The 15983-nt window shown below is 72.9% G+C and carries 15 protein-coding genes; 4 read left to right on the top strand and 11 right to left on the bottom strand.

The window, feature by feature from the left end:
• Window positions 1-20: 20 nt before the first annotated feature.
• The gene (locus ACLQ14_RS02795; protein ID WP_425809649.1) at window positions 21-851 is read left to right on the top strand and encodes a siderophore-interacting protein; all 831 of its coding nucleotides are present in this window, start codon (window positions 21-23) and stop codon (window positions 849-851) included.
• A gap of 16 nt (window positions 852-867) precedes the next feature.
• Here ACLQ14_RS02795 and ACLQ14_RS02790 read toward each other — a convergent pair whose 3' ends face one another.
• The gene (locus ACLQ14_RS02790; RefSeq protein ID WP_425809647.1) at window positions 868-2160 is read right to left on the bottom strand and encodes a sensor domain-containing protein; all 1293 of its coding nucleotides are present in this window, start codon (window positions 2158-2160) and stop codon (window positions 868-870) included.
• A 138-nt stretch (window positions 2161-2298) separates the two neighbouring features.
• Here ACLQ14_RS02790 and ACLQ14_RS02785 point away from each other — a divergent pair, with 138 nt between their 5' ends.
• Window positions 2299-2943 (top strand): response regulator, encoded by a 645-nt coding sequence (locus ACLQ14_RS02785; protein ID WP_425809645.1) that lies wholly within the window; start codon window positions 2299-2301, stop codon window positions 2941-2943.
• On the opposite strand, the gene ACLQ14_RS02780 is transcribed toward ACLQ14_RS02785, so the two are convergent.
• Together ACLQ14_RS02780 and ACLQ14_RS02775 are read right to left on the bottom strand one after the other, a co-directional pair.
• The gene (locus ACLQ14_RS02780) at window positions 2924-5104 is read right to left on the bottom strand and encodes an MMPL family transporter (RefSeq protein WP_425809643.1); all 2181 of its coding nucleotides are present in this window, start codon (window positions 5102-5104) and stop codon (window positions 2924-2926) included. The two genes, ACLQ14_RS02785 and ACLQ14_RS02780, sit on opposite strands and share 20 nt — an antisense overlap.
• A gap of 208 nt (window positions 5105-5312) precedes the next feature.
• On the bottom strand, window positions 5313-5624 hold the full coding sequence (locus ACLQ14_RS02775; RefSeq protein ID WP_425809641.1) for an EthD family reductase: 312 nt from the start codon (window positions 5622-5624) through the stop codon (window positions 5313-5315).
• A 130-nt stretch (window positions 5625-5754) separates the two neighbouring features.
• Between ACLQ14_RS02775 and ACLQ14_RS02770 the strand changes: the two genes are divergently transcribed.
• Window positions 5755-6420 carry an NAD(P)H-binding protein gene (locus ACLQ14_RS02770; protein WP_425809639.1) on the top strand — a complete coding sequence of 222 codons (666 nt, stop codon included), beginning with the start codon at window positions 5755-5757 and terminating at the stop codon, window positions 6418-6420.
• Between the two features lie 201 nt (window positions 6421-6621).
• Here ACLQ14_RS02770 and ACLQ14_RS02765 read toward each other — a convergent pair whose 3' ends face one another.
• From ACLQ14_RS02765 to ACLQ14_RS02745, 5 genes are all read right to left on the bottom strand, one after another.
• Window positions 6622-7092: a carboxymuconolactone decarboxylase family protein gene (locus ACLQ14_RS02765; protein ID WP_425809637.1), complete on the bottom strand. Its 471-nt coding sequence runs from the start codon at window positions 7090-7092 to the stop codon at window positions 6622-6624.
• A gap of 76 nt (window positions 7093-7168) precedes the next feature.
• On the bottom strand, window positions 7169-7585 hold the full coding sequence (locus ACLQ14_RS02760; RefSeq protein ID WP_425809635.1) for a hypothetical protein: 417 nt from the start codon (window positions 7583-7585) through the stop codon (window positions 7169-7171).
• A 40-nt stretch (window positions 7586-7625) separates the two neighbouring features.
• Window positions 7626-8108 carry a hypothetical protein gene (locus ACLQ14_RS02755; protein ID WP_425809633.1) on the bottom strand — a complete coding sequence of 161 codons (483 nt, stop codon included), beginning with the start codon at window positions 8106-8108 and terminating at the stop codon, window positions 7626-7628.
• A 101-nt stretch (window positions 8109-8209) separates the two neighbouring features.
• Entirely contained in the window at window positions 8210-10381 is a 2172-nt protein-coding gene (locus ACLQ14_RS02750) for a carbohydrate-binding module family 20 domain-containing protein (protein WP_425809631.1), read from the bottom strand.
• Window positions 10382-10604: 223 nt separating this feature from the next.
• Window positions 10605-11324, bottom strand: coding sequence for a hypothetical protein (locus tag ACLQ14_RS02745; protein ID WP_425809629.1), 720 nt, complete (start codon window positions 11322-11324; stop codon window positions 10605-10607).
• A 120-nt stretch (window positions 11325-11444) separates the two neighbouring features.
• On the opposite strand from ACLQ14_RS02745, the gene ACLQ14_RS02740 reads away from it, so the two are divergent.
• Window positions 11445-13772, top strand: a complete 2328-nt coding sequence (locus ACLQ14_RS02740; protein ID WP_425809627.1) for a hypothetical protein — start codon at window positions 11445-11447, stop codon at window positions 13770-13772.
• Between the two features lie 54 nt (window positions 13773-13826).
• Here the strand turns inward: ACLQ14_RS02740 and ACLQ14_RS02735 are convergent, their stop codons facing one another.
• Genes ACLQ14_RS02735 through ACLQ14_RS02725 form a run of 3 tightly spaced genes read right to left on the bottom strand, consistent with a single transcriptional unit; the run spans window position 13827 to window position 15953 of the window.
• Window positions 13827-14861, bottom strand: a complete 1035-nt coding sequence (locus ACLQ14_RS02735) for a DUF2804 domain-containing protein (RefSeq protein WP_425809625.1) — start codon at window positions 14859-14861, stop codon at window positions 13827-13829.
• Between the two features lie 25 nt (window positions 14862-14886).
• Window positions 14887-15330: a hypothetical protein gene (locus ACLQ14_RS02730; protein ID WP_425809623.1), complete on the bottom strand. Its 444-nt coding sequence runs from the start codon at window positions 15328-15330 to the stop codon at window positions 14887-14889.
• A gap of 29 nt (window positions 15331-15359) precedes the next feature.
• Window positions 15360-15953 (bottom strand): HdeD family acid-resistance protein, encoded by a 594-nt coding sequence (locus tag ACLQ14_RS02725; protein WP_425809621.1) that lies wholly within the window; start codon window positions 15951-15953, stop codon window positions 15360-15362.
• Window positions 15954-15983: the final 30 nt, after the last annotated feature.

The following is a 15983-nucleotide window of genomic DNA, read 5'->3' as shown; positions in this document are numbered from 1 at the left end:
CCACAGGGAAGAGGACCTCGATGACCGACCGCCCCCGGCGCCCCGCACGACCTCAGATCGAGCTCGAGGTGCTGAGCACCCGCCGGCTCTCCCCGCACCTCGTGCGGCTCGTCCTCGGCGGCGACGGCTTCGCGGGCTTCACGCCGAACGCGTTCACCGACCGGTACGTCAAGATCTTCTTCTCACCGTCGGGCGAGCAGCTCCGCCCGCCCTTCGACGTCGCCGAGCTCCGCGCCACCCTGCCCGCCGAGCGGGTCCCGGTCACGCGGACGTACACGGTCCGCGAGGTGAACGGGGCCGAGGGTTGGCTCGCCGTCGACTTCGTCGTCCACGGCGACGAGGGTCTCGCCGGCCCGTGGGCCGCGTCGGCCACCCCCGGCGACCGCGTGGTGCTGACCGGCCCCGGCGGCGGGTACGCGCCCGACCCGACGGCCGACTGGCACCTGCTCGTCGGCGACGAGTCCGCCCTCCCTGCGATCGCCGCCGCGCTCGAGGCGCTTCCCGATGACGCCGAGGGCGACGCGTTCGTCGAGGTGGCCGGGCCGGAGCACGAGGTCCCGCTCGCCCGCCCGGCCGGCGTCGAGCTGCGCTGGGTCCACCGCGGTCCCGACGCGGACGGCACGTCGACCCTCCTCGCCGACGCCGTCGCGGCGGCCCCGTGGCGCGACGGCCGGGTGCACGCGTTCGTGCACGGGGAGCGCGAGTCGGTCAAAGCCCTGCGCGACCTGGTGGTCTACCAGCGCGGCGTCGCGCGCGAGCAGATCTCGATCTCGGGGTACTGGGCGCGCGGCCGCGCGGAGGATCGGTTCCAGGCTGAGAAGCGCGAACCGATCGGCCAGATCCTCCCGTAGGGCCGGCGCCCCGGACTCAGCCCGCCAGCGGGACGTGGATCGTCGCGACCGTGCCGCCGCCGACGGGGGCTGCGAGCGCGAGCGTCCCGTCGAACGCGCCCAGGCGCCGCTCGATCCCCGCGAGCCCCGACCCGGGCGCGGCGGCCGCGCCGCCCACCCCGTCGTCCGACACGACCACGGTGAGCGTGCGGGGCGTCCGCGAGACCTCGACCCGTGCCCCCGACGCGCCCGCGTGCTTCGCCACGTTGGCGAGCAGCTCGGACACGGCGAAGTAGACGGCCGACTCCACCGGCAAGGCGACCCTGGCCTCCAGCGTGGACGTCACCTCGACGGGCACCGGCGCCTCGAGCGCGAGCGTCCGGACGGCGTCCACGAGCCCGCGGTCGGCGAGCACCGGCGGGTGGATACCGCGCACGAGGTCGCGCAGCTCCTGCAGCGCCGCCGACGACGACGCCTTGGCCTCCGCGAGCATCGCCCGGGCGGCCTCGGGGTCCGTCTCCATGAGACGCTCCGCTGCGGTCAGGGTCATCCCCATGGCGACGATCCGCGCCTGGGCGCCGTCGTGCAGGTCGCGCTCGATGCGACGGACCTCGGCCGACGCGTCGTCGACGGCGTCCGCCCGGCTGCGCGAGAGCTCCTCGACGCGCTGCTCGAGGGCCCGGGCCGGCGGCGACAGGACGAGGCGGACCCACCGCGCGTGCCAGGCGAGCGCGGGGCGCGCGAGGAGGTAGCCGCAGACCGCCGAGACGACCCCGACGCCCGCCGCGACCACGGCGGTGGTCTGGTCGCTCACCGGCACGAAGAGGTACCACTGCGTGCCGTCGGCGTCGACGATCGTCCGCCAGATGGCGAGGAGCACGAAGCCCCAGAGCATCTCGAGGATCAGCACGACGGGGAGCAGGGCGATGAAGAACCCGACGAACGGGTCGGCGACCACCCACAGCACGTCCCGCGCGGTCGTCGGGTCCCGGACCAGGGCGAGGAGCCGCCGCCAGGGCGCGAGCGCACCGGTGCCCGGCGGGACGTCGTCGAGCGGGCGGTACCACTCCGGGACCTCGACCCCGGCGTACTCGGCCGCGAGCCGGCGCTGACGGCGTGCGGCGCCCCTGATCGCGGTCAGCGCGCCCGGGACGAGGTACCCGCCGACCCACAGGAGGGAGAGCGCCGCCGTGAAGATCAGCCACACGGCGAGCCAGAGCTCCCCGAACGCGAGCCCGGCGAGGACGAGGCAGCGGCGCAGGGCGCCGGGCCGGGAGACGGCGACGCGCGGAGCGGCGGGCCGAGCGGTCGGGGGCGCGGTCGTCGTCACAGGACCACCTTGCCCCACGCGGCGCCGCGAGTCACGCGCGCGGCGCCGCCGTCGCCGGCCGCGCGGACCGCCGATGACCTGCATCGATGCCCGCCGCTAGGCTGGCTGCGACCCGACCGGCCCCCCGAAGGGACCCCTGTGCGCATCGTGCTCGCCGAGGACCAGTTCCTGCTGCGCGACGGCCTCACCCGCCTGCTGGCGACGCACGGCGTCGAGGTCGTGGCCGCCGTCGCGCACGGGGACGAGATCCTGCCCGCGATCGAGGCACACTCCCCCGACCTGGCGCTGCTCGACGTGCGCCTGCCGCCGTCGTTCACCGACGAGGGCCTGCGCGCCGCGCTCGAGGCGAGACGCCGGTTCCCGGGCCTGCCGGTGCTGTTGCTGTCCCAGTACGTCGAGCAGCTGTACGTGGACGAGCTGCTCGACGGCGGCGCGGGCGGAGTCGGGTACCTGCTGAAGGACCGCGTCTTCGACGACGTCCAGTTCGTGGCCGCGCTGCGCACGGTCGCCGCGGGCGGGACGGCGGTCGACCCCGAGGTCGTGCGCGCCCTCATGCAGCGGCGGTCGGCGGCCGCCCTGCTCGACCGGCTCACGCCGCGGGAGCTCGAGGTGCTCGCGCTCATGGCCGAGGGCGAGGGGAACCTCGCGATCGCGGAGCGGCTCGTCGTCACGGAGAAGGCGGTGGCCAAGCACATCAACTCGATCCTCATGAAGCTGGACCTTCCTGCGTCGGCGACGGTGTCGCGTCGGGTGGTGGCGGTCCTCACCTATCTGCGCTCCTGAGCTCGGGCACGACGACGGAGCGCGTCCCGCGCATCCCGGGCCACCACAGCCGCCGGCGGGCGAGCATCATCGTGGCGGGCAGGAGGACGAGGCGGACGACGGTCGCGTCGAGCACGACGCCCACGACGAGCCCCACGCCGAACTGCTTGAGCTCGATGAACCCGAGCACCCCGAACAGGCAGAACACGCCCACCATGACAGCTGCGGCGCTCGTGATGGTCCCGGCGGTGCGCGTCACGCCGTCGAGGATCGCCTCGCGCGTGGCCATCCCGAGCCGGGCGTTCTCCCGGATCCGGCTGACCACGAACACGTGGTAGTCGAGCGACAGCCCGGACAGCACCACGAACAGCAGCATCGGCACCCACGAGACGACGTGCCCGCTCGACGTGAAGCCCAGCAGCCCCTCGGCCCACGTGCCCTGGAAGATCAGCGTCAGGACGCCGAACGACGCCGCCATCGACAGCACGTTGAGCACGACGGTCAGCCCGGCGACGGCCACGGACCGGAACGCGACGAGCATCACGAGGAACGTCAGCCCGAGTACCGCGACGGCGACGATCGGCGTCGCGTGGCGGAGGTTCGCCGTGAAGTCGAGCGAGCTCGCGGCGTCGCCGCCGACGTCGGCCGTCGCACCCTCGATGCTCCCCACGGTCGCCGGGACCACGGTCCCGCGGAGGGTGTTCACCGAGTCGTTCGCGGTCTCGGAGGCGCCGGCTCCCCCGCCCGACGACGGCGCCGCGGTCGCGACGTCGACCGTGAGGACCGCGGTGCGCCCGTCGGGCGAGAACCAGGGCGCCTCCGTGCCGGCGAACACGTCGGGGTGGCGGGCGACGTCGGCGTCGAGGGCCTTCACCTGCGCACGGAGCTCGTCCTCCTGCCCCGCGGGGACCTGAACCACGACCGTGTCGGGCGCCGCGCCCTGCGGGAACTCCGCCACGAGCCGGTCGTACGCCTGCATGGTCGTGAGGGTGCGGGGGAACTCGTCGACGTCGCCGTTCGCGAGCGAGATGCCCAGGACGGGCGCGGCGAGCGCGAGGAGCCCGACGACCGAGACCACGGTCGCTGCCACGGGCCGGGCGAGCACGCGTCGCAGCATCGCCGGAACGAGGCGCGGACGGCCGCCGGTCATCCTCCACAGCACCGGGACGCGCGGCCGGTCGGCCCAGCGGCCGAACAGCGCGAGCATCGCGGGCAGCACCGTCACGGACGAGGCCAGCGCGACCAGGACCACGAGGATCGAGCCCGTCGCCATCGCGGAGAACGTGGCGTTGCCGGCGAAGTACAGGCCGGCCATCGACAGGGTGACCGCGAGCCCCGACACGACGACCGAGTGCCCCGCCGTCTTGGCGGCGATGCTGATCGCGTCGACGGTGGCGGCCCGGTCGTCGCCGAGGCGCCGCCGCTCCTCCCGGAACCGGCGCAGGTAGAACAGCGAGTAGTCGACGCCGACGGCCATGCCGACCAGCACCAGGAGGTCCGTGACCGTGCCCGGGTCGGGCAGGAGCTGCGACGCCGCGGCCCAGAGCCCCAGGCCGGCCGCCACGGACGACAGCCCGAGGATCACGGGGATCCCGGCCATGACGATCGCCCCGAAGACCACCAGCAGGATCACGAGCGTCAGCGGGACGCTCAGGAGCGTCGCCTTGCCGAGCTGGCCGCCGAGCCAGTCCTGGAACTGCGCGTCGATGGACGCGGTCCCGACCTCCTCGACGCGCAGCCCGGGGTGGTCGGCGCCGACGCCGGCGACGACGTCCTGGAGCGCGGGGACCCGCGCGTCGGCGGTGTCCTCGGTACCGGACATCGTCGCCTGGACGAGGACGGCCGTCCCGTCCTTGGAGGTGACCGGGTCGGCGACGGACGCGACCTCGTCGAGCGCGCCGAGCCGGGAGACGAGCTCGCGGGCGGCCGCGTCGGCGTCGTGCCGGTCGAGCGTGCCGGTCGGCGAGGTGATGAGGGCGTTCTCGACGATCGGGTCGGGGTGCCCGGCGTCGGCGGCGACCTGCGCGGCGCGGCCCGATTCACCCACCCCGAGGTCGAGGCTCGTGGCCTGGCGCGGCGCCATGAACATGCTGATGCTCGCCGCCAGCACGATCATCAGGGCCCACAGGCCGATCGCGGTCCAGCGGTGGGTCGCGCTCCAGACGGCGACCCGTTGGGTCACGCCGCTCGGCCGACCTGGGCGGCGGCCCGTCTGCGGGGTCCTCCCGACTGCTGTGCTCGTGGACATCTCGGTGCCGTCCCGGGGGATCGATCCGCTGGTCGGCGACGCCTCGGTCGGACCAGGTACGGGCGGTCGCCCGGACCTGATCCATCCTTCGCGCGGACGCGCCCCGGCACAGGGGTGCAGGCACCACTCTTCGGGTGGCGGGCTACTTCTCGGCCTCCACGTCGGCGAACACGATCCGCACGCCCCCGCTCGCGATCGCGAAGACGCTGCCCGCGAGCGCCCCGAACTCGGGCGTCGTGACGGCCACGCTCGCGGCGTCGTAGTCGGCGAAGTACAGGTCGATGAGCCGGTAGGCGGGCGTCGGCGTCCCGTCCTCCTTGGGCCAGACCTTCGACGCCTCGACGTGCAGCACGCCCGGCACGGCGCGGGCGAGGTCGACCTGCCCGACGTACCCGGCCTCGAAGGCCTCCGGGTCGGTCGGGTTGTCGTAGACGGCGGTGATCTTCGTGGGCATGGTGGGCCTTCCGGTCGTCGCGCTCGGCGTGCACAGGGCGGTGCACCCGACGCCATCGTGAGCCGCGACGTCGTCGGCCGCGCGGCGGAGCGGGTCTCCCGCGTACGGTCGGAGGGTCGGAAGGACATCCATGTCACGCATCGCGATCATCGGCGGCCACGGCAAGGTCGCACTCCTGCTCGCCCCCCTCCTCGTCGAGCGCGGCGACGAGGTGACGTCGCTCGTCCGCCACGTCGACCAGATTGCCGACGTGAACGCGACCGGCGCGCGCGGCGTCGTCGCCGACGTCGAGCAGCTCTCGGCGTCCGACCTGTCGGACGTCCTGCGCGGGCACGACGCCGTCGTCTGGTCCGCAGGGGCGGGCGGCGGCGACCCGCAGCGCACCTATGCGGTGGATCGGGACGCCGCGATCCGCTCCATGGAGGCGACGCGCGGCGCCGGGATCCAGCGCTACGTGATGGTGTCGTACCTCGGCGCGGGTCCGGACCACGGCGTCTCGCCCGACAGCTCCTTCTACGCGTACGCGCAGGCCAAGGCGGCCGCCGACGAGTACCTGCGCGGCACCGACCTCGAGTGGACGATCGTCGCGCCCGGCTCGCTCACGCTCGAGCCGGGCACCGGCGCGATCGACGCCGGCTCGCCCGACGACGGCAGCGCGCCCGACGGCGGCAGCGTCCCGCGCGAGGACGTCGCCCGGGTCGTGGCCGAGGTGCTGCACCGGCGCGACACGATCGGCCGGTTCATCGCCTTCGTCGGCGGGGACGTGCCCATCGCCGACGCCGTCACGCCAGCCTGATCGGCGTCGGGGCACCGCGTACCCCTAGAAGGTGCCGACTGGAGCGTCGACAAGCTGTCGACAGGCTCGCTCACGACATCGACGAATCCCGGTCCGGCAAGCCGCTCGCCCTCACGGTCCTCACGGGCTAGGGCTTGGCTATCGACCACCTGACGGTGTCAACGTCGTTCCCGTCGGCACGCTCCGACCCTGGTTTTGAGCTCATCCCAGGTGCCCGGGCTCGTAGTCGCCGCCGCGGATCCCGAGCATGACGTTGACACGGTTGAAGGCGTTGATGACCGCCACCACGCAGACGAGCGCGGTGAGCTGCTCCTCGTCGTAGTGGCGGGAGGCCTCGGCCCACGCCTCGTCGGTGACGCGCCCACCGTCGGCGAGGCGCGAGCCCTGCTCGGTGAGCTCCAGCGCGGCCCGCTCGGCCTCGGTGAAGACGGTCGTCTCGGACCACGTCGCGACGAGGCCGACCCGCAGCGGGTCCTCGCCCGCGAGGAGCGCCTCCTTGACGTGCATGTCGAGGCACGCGCCGCAGCCGTTGATCTGGCTGGCGCGGATCTTCATGAGCTCCTGCGTCGCCCGCGGGACGGTCGAGCCGGCGAGCGCGTGGTCCGCCGAGACGACGTGCTTCATCGCCTTCGGGCCGATGACGGTTGCGGTGGGGTTGAGCCGGGCGTCCATGAGGTCTCCTTCGTCGAGGTGAGTGCTGCTCTCACCTCCGACGACGGCGCCGCGTCCCGAAACGTAACCGAACCGGTCAGCCCGTGATCCTGGCCTTGGGGACGGTGGACCGCAGCTCGTCGACGAGCGCCCGCGCGCGGCGACCCGCAGCGCCCCACCCGACGACGGACTCGGCGTGCACGACCTTGCGCTTGCGCGTGACCTCGACGATCCACGGCTTCTTGAACGCGACGCGCGCCAGCAGGAACAGCGGCAGCAGAAGGAGCAGGAGCAGCACCTCCCCGACGACGAGCAGCGCCAGGACGATGATCGGCAGCGCGATGACGATGCCGATCACGAGCAGGATCGCGCCGAGGACGCCGAGGTGGTCGACGTCCGGCACGTCGAACGCGTCGAGGAGGTCCCAGTCGGGCTTCTCCCGGATCCGGCGCCGCCACGGCAGTACTCGCCGGTGCACACGGTAGGTCTCGCCGGCGGGGGTCACGATCTTCACCGACGCAGAGTAACGGGGGCGGAACGCGCCGGTTCGCGGCTCAGCCCCCCGTGGTGACCGGGCTGAGGACCTTGATCTCGACGGTGTGCTGAGCGGGGGCGGCGAGGTCGACCTCCCACGCGCCGTCCTCGTCGGCCCTGTACAGCCCGGTGACGCCGGAGGCCGGGCGGGACACGGTCCCCGCCTGCCAGCCCTGGTCGATCAGGTGGTCGGCCAGGGCCTTCGCCGCCTGCGCGGGCGTGCGGTCCGCGTAGTCCGTCAGACGGACCCGGGTGGACCAGCTCCAGTACCGCGCGGAGTCGGCCGCGGCCGAGACTGCGCGGCTCGCGGGCTCAGGCTGGTTGCGGGCGAGGTCGCCGTGGACCTGCGCGAGCAGATCGTCGCCGATGAGCTCGGTCCCGTGCTGCAGCTGCGCGAGCGTGGCCGCCTGTTCGTCGGTCGCGGCGTCGTCGGCCGAGCACCCCACGAGAGCCGTGACGGCGAGCAGGACGACGGCGAGTACCGGCATGGGTCGGGTGGGCATCGTTGCTCCGATCGCTGGGGGGCGCGGTGAGAGCGTGCGGCGCCGTCCCCTCCCCGGCACCGCACGCTCGTGCCCGACGACGCCGGGCAGGCCCTGACGGGTCAGTTGCGCCAGGTGTCGCTCACCGCGACGGACGAGCCGGACGGCGTCGTCGTGCGGTTGGCGCCGGACTCCCACGCGACGGACCCGTCCGCGTTCTTGCGGACGTACTTGTACTCCGCGGTCGTGCCGGCGGGCAGCGAGACGATCCCCTTCCACACCGGGTACGAGGCCGACGAGAGCGCGACCGCCTTCGACGTGTCCCACGAGCCGAGAGCGGCCGTGCTCCCGACGACGAAGACGTTCTGCCCGAAGACGGTCGTCGCGGTCACGGCGAAGGTGACGGCGGTGGTGCCGTCGCCCGTGCCGGTGCCCGTGTCACCACCGCCGGGAGAGCCTGCGCACGGGGACGTCGTCGTGACGACGCCGTCCTTGACCGCACTGACCCCGGCCTTGAGCGCGTAGTTCTTGGAACCGTTGTTGTCCCACGTGCCGCTGCCGTTGTTGAAGGTCGCGGCGAGGGTCGTGGCCGCGCCCAGGTCGATGGTCTTCGAGACCCATCCGGTGCAGGCGGCGCTCATGGCGACGCCCGGCGCGGTCGTCCACGCGCCCGCGCCGACCTGGTAGTGGATGTCGTACGCCGGCCAGCCCTTGTCGGTCGAGTAGTAGACCGTGGCGCCGCCGGTGGTCGAGCCGCCGTCGCCCGGGTCCGTGCCGCCGTCGCCCGGGTCGGTGGTGCCGCCGCCGGTCGTGGTGCTGTCGACGTCGATCGCGAGCGCGCTCTGCGCGGGGACGGTCGCCGTGAAGGTGCCGTCCGCTCCGACGGTGACCGTGTGCGAGGAGTCGCACGAGGCGGCCTTCGGGTCGGTGCTCACGACGTCGCAGTACGTGCCCGCGGGCAGCGACGTCCGGAACGTGTGCGTGAGGGCTCCGCCCTCGTGGTTGATCACGACGAAGCCCTTGTTCCCGCGGCCGAACGCGATCTGGTTGTCGCCGTCGTCCCACCAGCTGTTCACCGCGGCGTCGCCGACCGCGTTGTGGAACCCGACCATGCCGACGATCGGCTGCTGGGAGTGCACGCAGAGCCAGCCGTTCTCACCGCAGACGGCGTCCTTGACGTGACCCGTCGAGTCGACCGCGGGGCCGGCGTCGGCGTTGGTGAACGCGTACCCGGACTGGATGCTCGGCGACCCGTCGGGGTACGCGAGCATGAACGTGTTCGCGAGGGTGTAGGCGGCGCCGTCCTTGTAGCTGAGCGAGTTCCCGTTGCGCTCGGTGTCGTGGTTGGAGACGAACACGCTGGCGTGCTCGGACGGCAGGATCCCCCAGGACGGACCGAACGACGCCAGGTTCTTGATCTGGCCGGACCCGAACTGGGACTTGAGCTGCGACGCGTAGGCGAAGTCGTGGACGTCGCCGGTCGCGTAGTAGTCCGACGCCGGGACGGTGGCGTCGGAGATGTCCTCCTGCGCCCAGTACGCGTTCGGGTTGGTGAGCTTGGCCTTGATGGCCTGCAGGTCCGCGTTGTTGACGTGCTTGGCCGCGTCTATCCGGAAGCCCGTGACGCCCAGGGACAGCAGGTCGTTCAGGTAGCCCGCGATCTTGCCGCGCACGTAGTCGCTGCCCGTGTCGAGGTCGGACAGGCCGACGAGCTCGCAGGTCTGGACCTCGGTCTTGTTGCCCCAGTTGGCGATGTCGTGGCGGCACGAGTGGAAGTCGCCGTCGCTGTACAGGCCGGGGTAGTCGTACTTCGAGAACGTCTCGCCGCCGACCGAGCCGGCGCCGATGCTCCCGGTCCCGGACATGTGGTTCACGATCGTGTCGACGATGACCTTGACGCCCGCGTCGTTGCAGGTCTTCACCATGTCGGCGAACTGCTGCCGGGTGCCCTCCTTGCCGTTCAGCGTGTAGCTGACCGGCTGATAGGAGGTCCACCACTGATCCTGCAGGCGGGGCTCGTCGGTGGGCGGCGAGACCTGGACGTAGCCGTAGCCGTCCGGGCCGAGGCTGTCGGTGCACTCGCGCGCGACCGAGGTCCAGGGCCACTGGAAGAGCACCGCGGTCACGTTCTTGGCGCCGGGCGCCGTGGCCTGGGCCGTCGGCGCGACCGTCGTGGTCGCGATGCCGACGAGCGAGCTCGCGAGGAGCGTCGTCGCAGCGGCGACGGCCGTGGTGCGTCGGGCGCGGTGGGTACGGGGATGGTCGGGGGTGGTGCGGTGTCGGAGGAGCTTCATCGCTTCCCTCTCGTCGGGTGCGCAGACCGCCCGACGCTCGACGCCGGGCGGTGCGCTCGTGCACAGGACGACGGCCGCGGCGCGTCCGCCTCAGGTCGTGAGCGAACACATCACCGGTGTTTTGCAGCCGCATACAGAAACGTGCAACACGCGTCGCCCACCATAGCCAGGTCAGCGGCGAAGGTCTACCGCAAGTTTCTGCAAACACGTGGTAGTGGTGCCGTCAGAGGACGCGCGCTTCCGCCCCGCACCCCTGCAGCGCCGTGACGAGCGCGGACGCGTCGTCGCGGGACAGGCCCGTCGCGATCACGAGCGGGACCATCGGGCCGTGCTCGGGGCGCCGCAGAACCTCCGTGAGAACCGTCAGGTCACGATCGGCCCAGAGGTCGCCGACGAGCTTGATGACCTGCAGCCGGCGGTCGCCGACGTCGTCGAGCACGACCGCGCGGCCGCCCGTCGACCAGCGGAGCGGCAGTCCCGTGGCGGGTTCGGCATCGCTCGCCAGGCCGAGCCGCTGGGACGCCGTCGGAGCCGGATGGCGCCGGTCCCAGGCCCGCTTGCCCGCGAGCATCGGCGGGACGAGCACCAACGCCAGCGCCACGGGGCCGGCGACCCACGCTAGAGCATGGAGCTCGGCGGGCCACCCACCACGGTCCGGGACGCGCAGCCCCACGAACAGCGTGAACGCGGTCAGCACCGGCGCCGCCACGAACCGCCACGCCGTGGACGCCCGCTCGCCGACGGAGAACGTCAGCCCGAGCACCGACAGGCCCCAGAGCCAACCGACGCCTCCGGCGAACCACCCCGGGACGTGATCGCCCAGGTGGCTCGCGGACACCGCCCCGTCGAGCAGCACGAGAACGCCGAGGCACCCGACGTCGTACCGCAGGGGAGCGTCGTCGTCGGTGCTGCGGGGCGCCGGCGGCGCGGGTTCCACGGTCACGACCGCATCATGCAGGACGTTCGACGATCCGCCGGACGGAACCCCTTCTCAGCCAGCACCCACCTCCGATACAGTCCGCTCAGCCTGTGCGCTGCAGGCAACGGTTCGCAGGAGGACCAGATGGCGTTCGTGCAGGTGAAGCGGGCTTCCCGCGCGTGGGCTGTCGCTCTCGCAGCGGCGCTCGCAGGGACGACGGCGCTCGTGTCGGTCCCCGCGACGGCGACCGCCGCCGACCCGGTGGTCGCACCGACCGAGGGCGCGGTCGTCGCGCCGTCGTCGGCGGTCCGCCTGACCGGCGGCGTCGGGCTCACGGACGACGCCGTCTACGGCGAGACCGCCGCCGGCATCGTTGCCCTTCCCCGAGACGGCTCGGCCATCGACTGGAGCCCGGTCACCGTCGACGGCGCGCCTCTCACGGGCCACCTGCTGAGCGCCGAGGGAGATGCCCTCCTCGTGGCGGACGCGGGCGGGAAGGCCGACACCCTCGTGTGGCGCGCCCACGAGGGTGGCTGGTCCTCACGCGTCGTAGCGACCGGTACGACCCTGGGCAGGGGCGGGCTCTACGCGCTTCTTCCTGCTGTCCCCGACACCACCGGGCGCGGCGGAGGCACATGGAACGTCGAGGATGTCGCGACAGGTTCGATCACGTCCCACTACACGGCGGTATTCCCGAACGGCGGGACCGTGGACGGCTCGACCCTCTGGGCCGCCAGCGGATATGCGGGCGGCCTCGTGCGGATCGACATCGCCACCGACGCCTGGTCATTCGTGGAGAGGGGAACCGGCTACGGGTCGCACGGTCTTGCCGTTCGCGATCCCTGGGCGGTCGAGACGGACCCGAATGGGGTGCGATTCTTCATCGATGCTCGCCGCAGCCCGGTCTACAAGAACTGGCAGCTCCCCGATGCGGACCAGGCGCTCGACCGCCTGTCGGTCGGCGAACGCACGATCGTCGGGCTACGCGCCGCGACGTCCGCCGGCGCCGCGACCGTCGCGGTGCGCGAGATCGGGGGCGACCGGACCGAACGGACCTTCGGCCCCGCGGCGGCAGGCGCGCTCGACCTCGACGACACCGGCAGCACCCTCGCCTATCGCGACCTCGACGGGCTACTACGCGTCGTCGACCTCGGCTGGGCGACGCCGCCCGCCACGACGGCCGTCGACCAGGACCCACCGGAGGTCCCGATCCTCACGCTCGCGCCGCCGGCCGCGACGACCGTGACCGTCTACGGGCCAATTCCGTGGGACACCTCGCCGACCGTGTTCACGCCCAGCGGGGCAGACCGCCAAGAGAGCCGCTTCCGCGTTACCTCGGATGGCGCTGTGCCCGGCGACTGGCGCACCGGCCCGGTCACGGGCAGGTCGAGCTCGATGGTCGAGATTCGCACGACCCCGCACCATACGGTCTGCGTCGAGGCTCGCAACCACGACGTGGCCGGCAACTACTCGGCCTGGTCGCAACCCGTGTGCGGGCGGGTCGACGAGATCGCGCCGCGCGTCACGAGGGTGAGCGGGCTTGCGTCCACCACGCGTGCGGTCAAGGACCGAGCCGTCGCGAAGATCACCTACGCCGCGACCGACAACCTCAAGGTCGCGTCGTACGACGTCCGCTACAAGAAGGCGCCCAGGGGTAGTGCCACGTACAGCGCCTGGGTCTATCCGGGATCGTGGCAGCGGACGACCGCGACGAGCCGCTCGGTCACGGCCACGACGAGTCAGCGGGTCTGCCTCAGCGTCCGCGCCCGTGACACGGCGGGCAACGTGAGCGCATGGTCGTCGTCACACTGCACCTACGCCGACGGCACCGCTCCCAGGATGACGACGGCGGCGACCGCCCAGCGCTACTACGCCTACAAGAAGGCCTGGGACAGGACGCCGGACAGGTGGCAGCAGACCACCTTCACCTTCGCCGGCCGTGACGATCGGAGCACCCTCCGTTATCAGGTCCAGGACCTCTACCCGGTCGAATCCTTGGGGTGGTACCCCTCCGTGTACCGCGACGGTTGGACGACGAGGCACAGCGTCTCTCGCGCGGTCGTTCCCGGTGAGGAGATCTGCTTCAGGGTCCGGGCCAAGGACGCCGTGGGGAACGTCGGTCGGTGGTCGGGGACCCACTGCAGCAATGTGATGGGTGGGATGTTCTACGACAGTGCGGGGGCCAACTTCGGGAAGCTCTCGACCTCTGAATTCGACAAATACGGCAGCTACCGAACGGGCGACGCCGTGGTCGGCCACGCTGTCCGCCTGCACGTGAAGAAGTACCCGAAGGGCGGATCGTTCGCGGTATACATCGGCAAGACCAGGATCGGGACGGTGAAGGCGACCTCCTCGACGTCCCACTGGGCCTACGTGACGGTCAAGGTGCGGGCGCACCACCGCGGCGTGCTCCAGCTCAAGCCGCTCACGAAGGCCGTCTCGTACGTGCACGACTACACCGTCATCTACTGACCGCCTGCATCTGCTGACCGCCTGGGAACCGGGCCACACTGCTGAGGCCGGCGCTCACCACCGCTGCCTGGCCTCCTCGGCCCACCCGACGAGCCCGTCGAGCGGCACCCATGCGCCGTCGTCGGCCCGGGCCCGCCCGCTGAAGGTGCCGAAGCACTGGTGCGTGCGCGACCCGACGACCCCCAGCTCGGTCCGGGCGACGCGCACGTGCTCGGGGTGGAACGTCGCGTCGACGCGCGGCCCGGTGATGCGCCAGTGGCGGAGCCAGTCGGCGGGGTCGTAGTCCCAGCGCAGGTCGTCGCTGATCTTGTGGATCCGGCCGTCCACCAGCAACGCGTTCTCCGTGGACCCGGTGCCGTCCGTCCAGCGTCCGCCGAGCTGGATGCCGCGCCCGTCGCCGCTGCCGGCGGCCCAGTTCCAGGTGATCCGGTAGGGCCACTTCCCGCGCCCGTGGTCGAGCACGCCGAAGCTCTCGCCGGGTGGGAGCGTGTGCCCGACGGCGCCGGGCCCGGAGCCGAGCCGCAGCGTCCCGGTCGCGGGGCGCGCGACGTCCTTCACGGTGTACTGGAAGCGACGGGCGCTCCACGGCACGACGACGCTCATCGACTCGTGCCCGGCGGGCCGGGCGAGCAGGACGTCGAGCCAGACGCGCGGGTGCTCGACGCGCAGCCGGGTGCCGCCGGCCTCCTCGTCGACGGTGACGACCAGTTTCCCGGCCCGGCCTGACGCCCGTCCCCCACCGGACCGGTCGGGCAGCGCGACGCCGCGCGCGAGCGGCACGACGGCGTCGACGGTGGTCTCTTCACCGGTCGCACGGTCGAGGAGGTAGACGCCGTGCACGGCGGCGTAGTCGAGGCTGGAGACGGTCACGCCGACGGCGTGCGCCGGGGTGACGATCCCCCAGTACTCCCAGCGCTTCCGGCGGCCCCAGCCGCGCAGGTTCGCCCGGTGGAGCGGGCGGCGCGACCAGCCCACGGCCGCCGGGTCCAGCCGACCGCCGGGCAGGCACAGGTCGAGCCACGCGCCGTCGGGCGCGGTGAGCTCCCGCTCGCGCGGGTGCTCGCTGGAGGGCGTCGTCGCACGGTCCACCCGGCGAGGGTAGCCGCCGGGCCGGCTACTTCCAGCGCACCCGCTCGAGCCCCCGCTCGACGGCGCCCGCGGCCGGCCCGAGCGCGAGCCCGATCCCGACGGCCCCGAGGACCGCGACCGCGAGGGACGGCGCGTCGGTGGGTGGCGCCGTCGTGCCGGGGAGCACGGTGGCGCCGGCCAGGCACACGAGCCCGGCGGCGAGCGAGGCCTGCCACGGCAGGCGCGACTGGAACGCGTCGGCCCACGCGAGGAGCGCGAGGAACCACAGCCCGAACACGACCGCCGTGTACCAGGCGGCCCAGGCGTGCGTCGCGGTGAGGACCGCCCCGAGCGCGACGATCGCCGCGCCCGAGGCGCACAGCGCGGGCAGGCCGAGCGGCGCCGTCGTGCGGGTGAAGGACCAGCCGCCCGGGCGTCGTCCGGCGCGGTGACGTGGTGGGCGGGCGTCGTGTCCGACGGTCTGTGCCATGGCTCATCCCCCTGCGCGGTTCGCCCGGCTCAGACCGTGAGGTCCGCCTTCCCGAGCCGGCGGACCTGGAAGCCGATGACGACGAGCACGATCCCCGCGACGAACGCCCAGATCCCGACGAGCCACACGAGTGCGGCGAGGCTGCCCTTGGGCCAGATCAGGAGCAGGATGCCGAGGACCACGGTGAGGCCCGCGGTGATCGCGCCCCAGGCCCAGCCGCTGCCGACCACCTTGCGCAGGTCGATGCTGGCGGCCAGCCCGACGAGCCCCACGAGGATCGCCCAGATGCCCACGATGACGGCGAAGACGGTCACGGTCGGGCCGGGCCAGACGAGCGCCACGATGCCGAACGCCACCGAGAGCACACCGAACGTGATGCCGAGCGCCGTCCCGCCGGCGGCGCGGTACCGGATCGCGTCGAAGATCTCGAGGAGCCCGTCGACGATCGCGAAGATCGCGATCACCCAGAGGATCGCCAGCGCCGTCACGCCGGGCCAGATCACCGCGACGAGGCCGAAGACGATGGTGAGCACGCCGCGGAGCACGGGCAGCCACCAGTACTGGCGAGCGGCTCCCTGGACGGCACGCGCGTACGGATCGGGTGCGGTGGGGACGTCGGTCATGGCAGCTCCCTGACGGTCGGCCGGCCGGCC

It is taken from the genome of Luteimicrobium sp. DT211 (assembly GCF_049844995.1).
Classification (GTDB): Bacteria; Actinomycetota; Actinomycetes; order Actinomycetales; family Cellulomonadaceae; genus Luteimicrobium.
The sequence above is the reverse complement of the archived record's forward strand: the minus strand, read 5'-3'. Positions and strand labels throughout refer to the sequence as shown.

Coding starts and splice junctions, on each gene's coding strand:
- ACLQ14_RS02795 (WP_425809649.1), top strand. CDS start 21: ATGACCGACCGCCCCCGGCGCCCCGCACGACCTCAGATCGAGCTCGAG.
- ACLQ14_RS02775 (WP_425809641.1), bottom strand. CDS start 5,624: ATGCCCACGAAGATCACCGCCGTCTACGACAACCCGACCGACCCGGAG.
- ACLQ14_RS02770 (WP_425809639.1), top strand. CDS start 5,755: ATGTCACGCATCGCGATCATCGGCGGCCACGGCAAGGTCGCACTCCTG.
- ACLQ14_RS02765 (WP_425809637.1), bottom strand. CDS start 7,092: ATGGACGCCCGGCTCAACCCCACCGCAACCGTCATCGGCCCGAAGGCG.
- ACLQ14_RS02755 (WP_425809633.1), bottom strand. CDS start 8,108: ATGCCCACCCGACCCATGCCGGTACTCGCCGTCGTCCTGCTCGCCGTC.
- ACLQ14_RS02750 (WP_425809631.1), bottom strand. CDS start 10,381: ATGAAGCTCCTCCGACACCGCACCACCCCCGACCATCCCCGTACCCAC.
- ACLQ14_RS02740 (WP_425809627.1), top strand. CDS start 11,445: ATGGCGTTCGTGCAGGTGAAGCGGGCTTCCCGCGCGTGGGCTGTCGCT.
- ACLQ14_RS02730 (WP_425809623.1), bottom strand. CDS start 15,330: ATGGCACAGACCGTCGGACACGACGCCCGCCCACCACGTCACCGCGCC.
- ACLQ14_RS02725 (WP_425809621.1), bottom strand. CDS start 15,953: ATGACCGACGTCCCCACCGCACCCGATCCGTACGCGCGTGCCGTCCAG.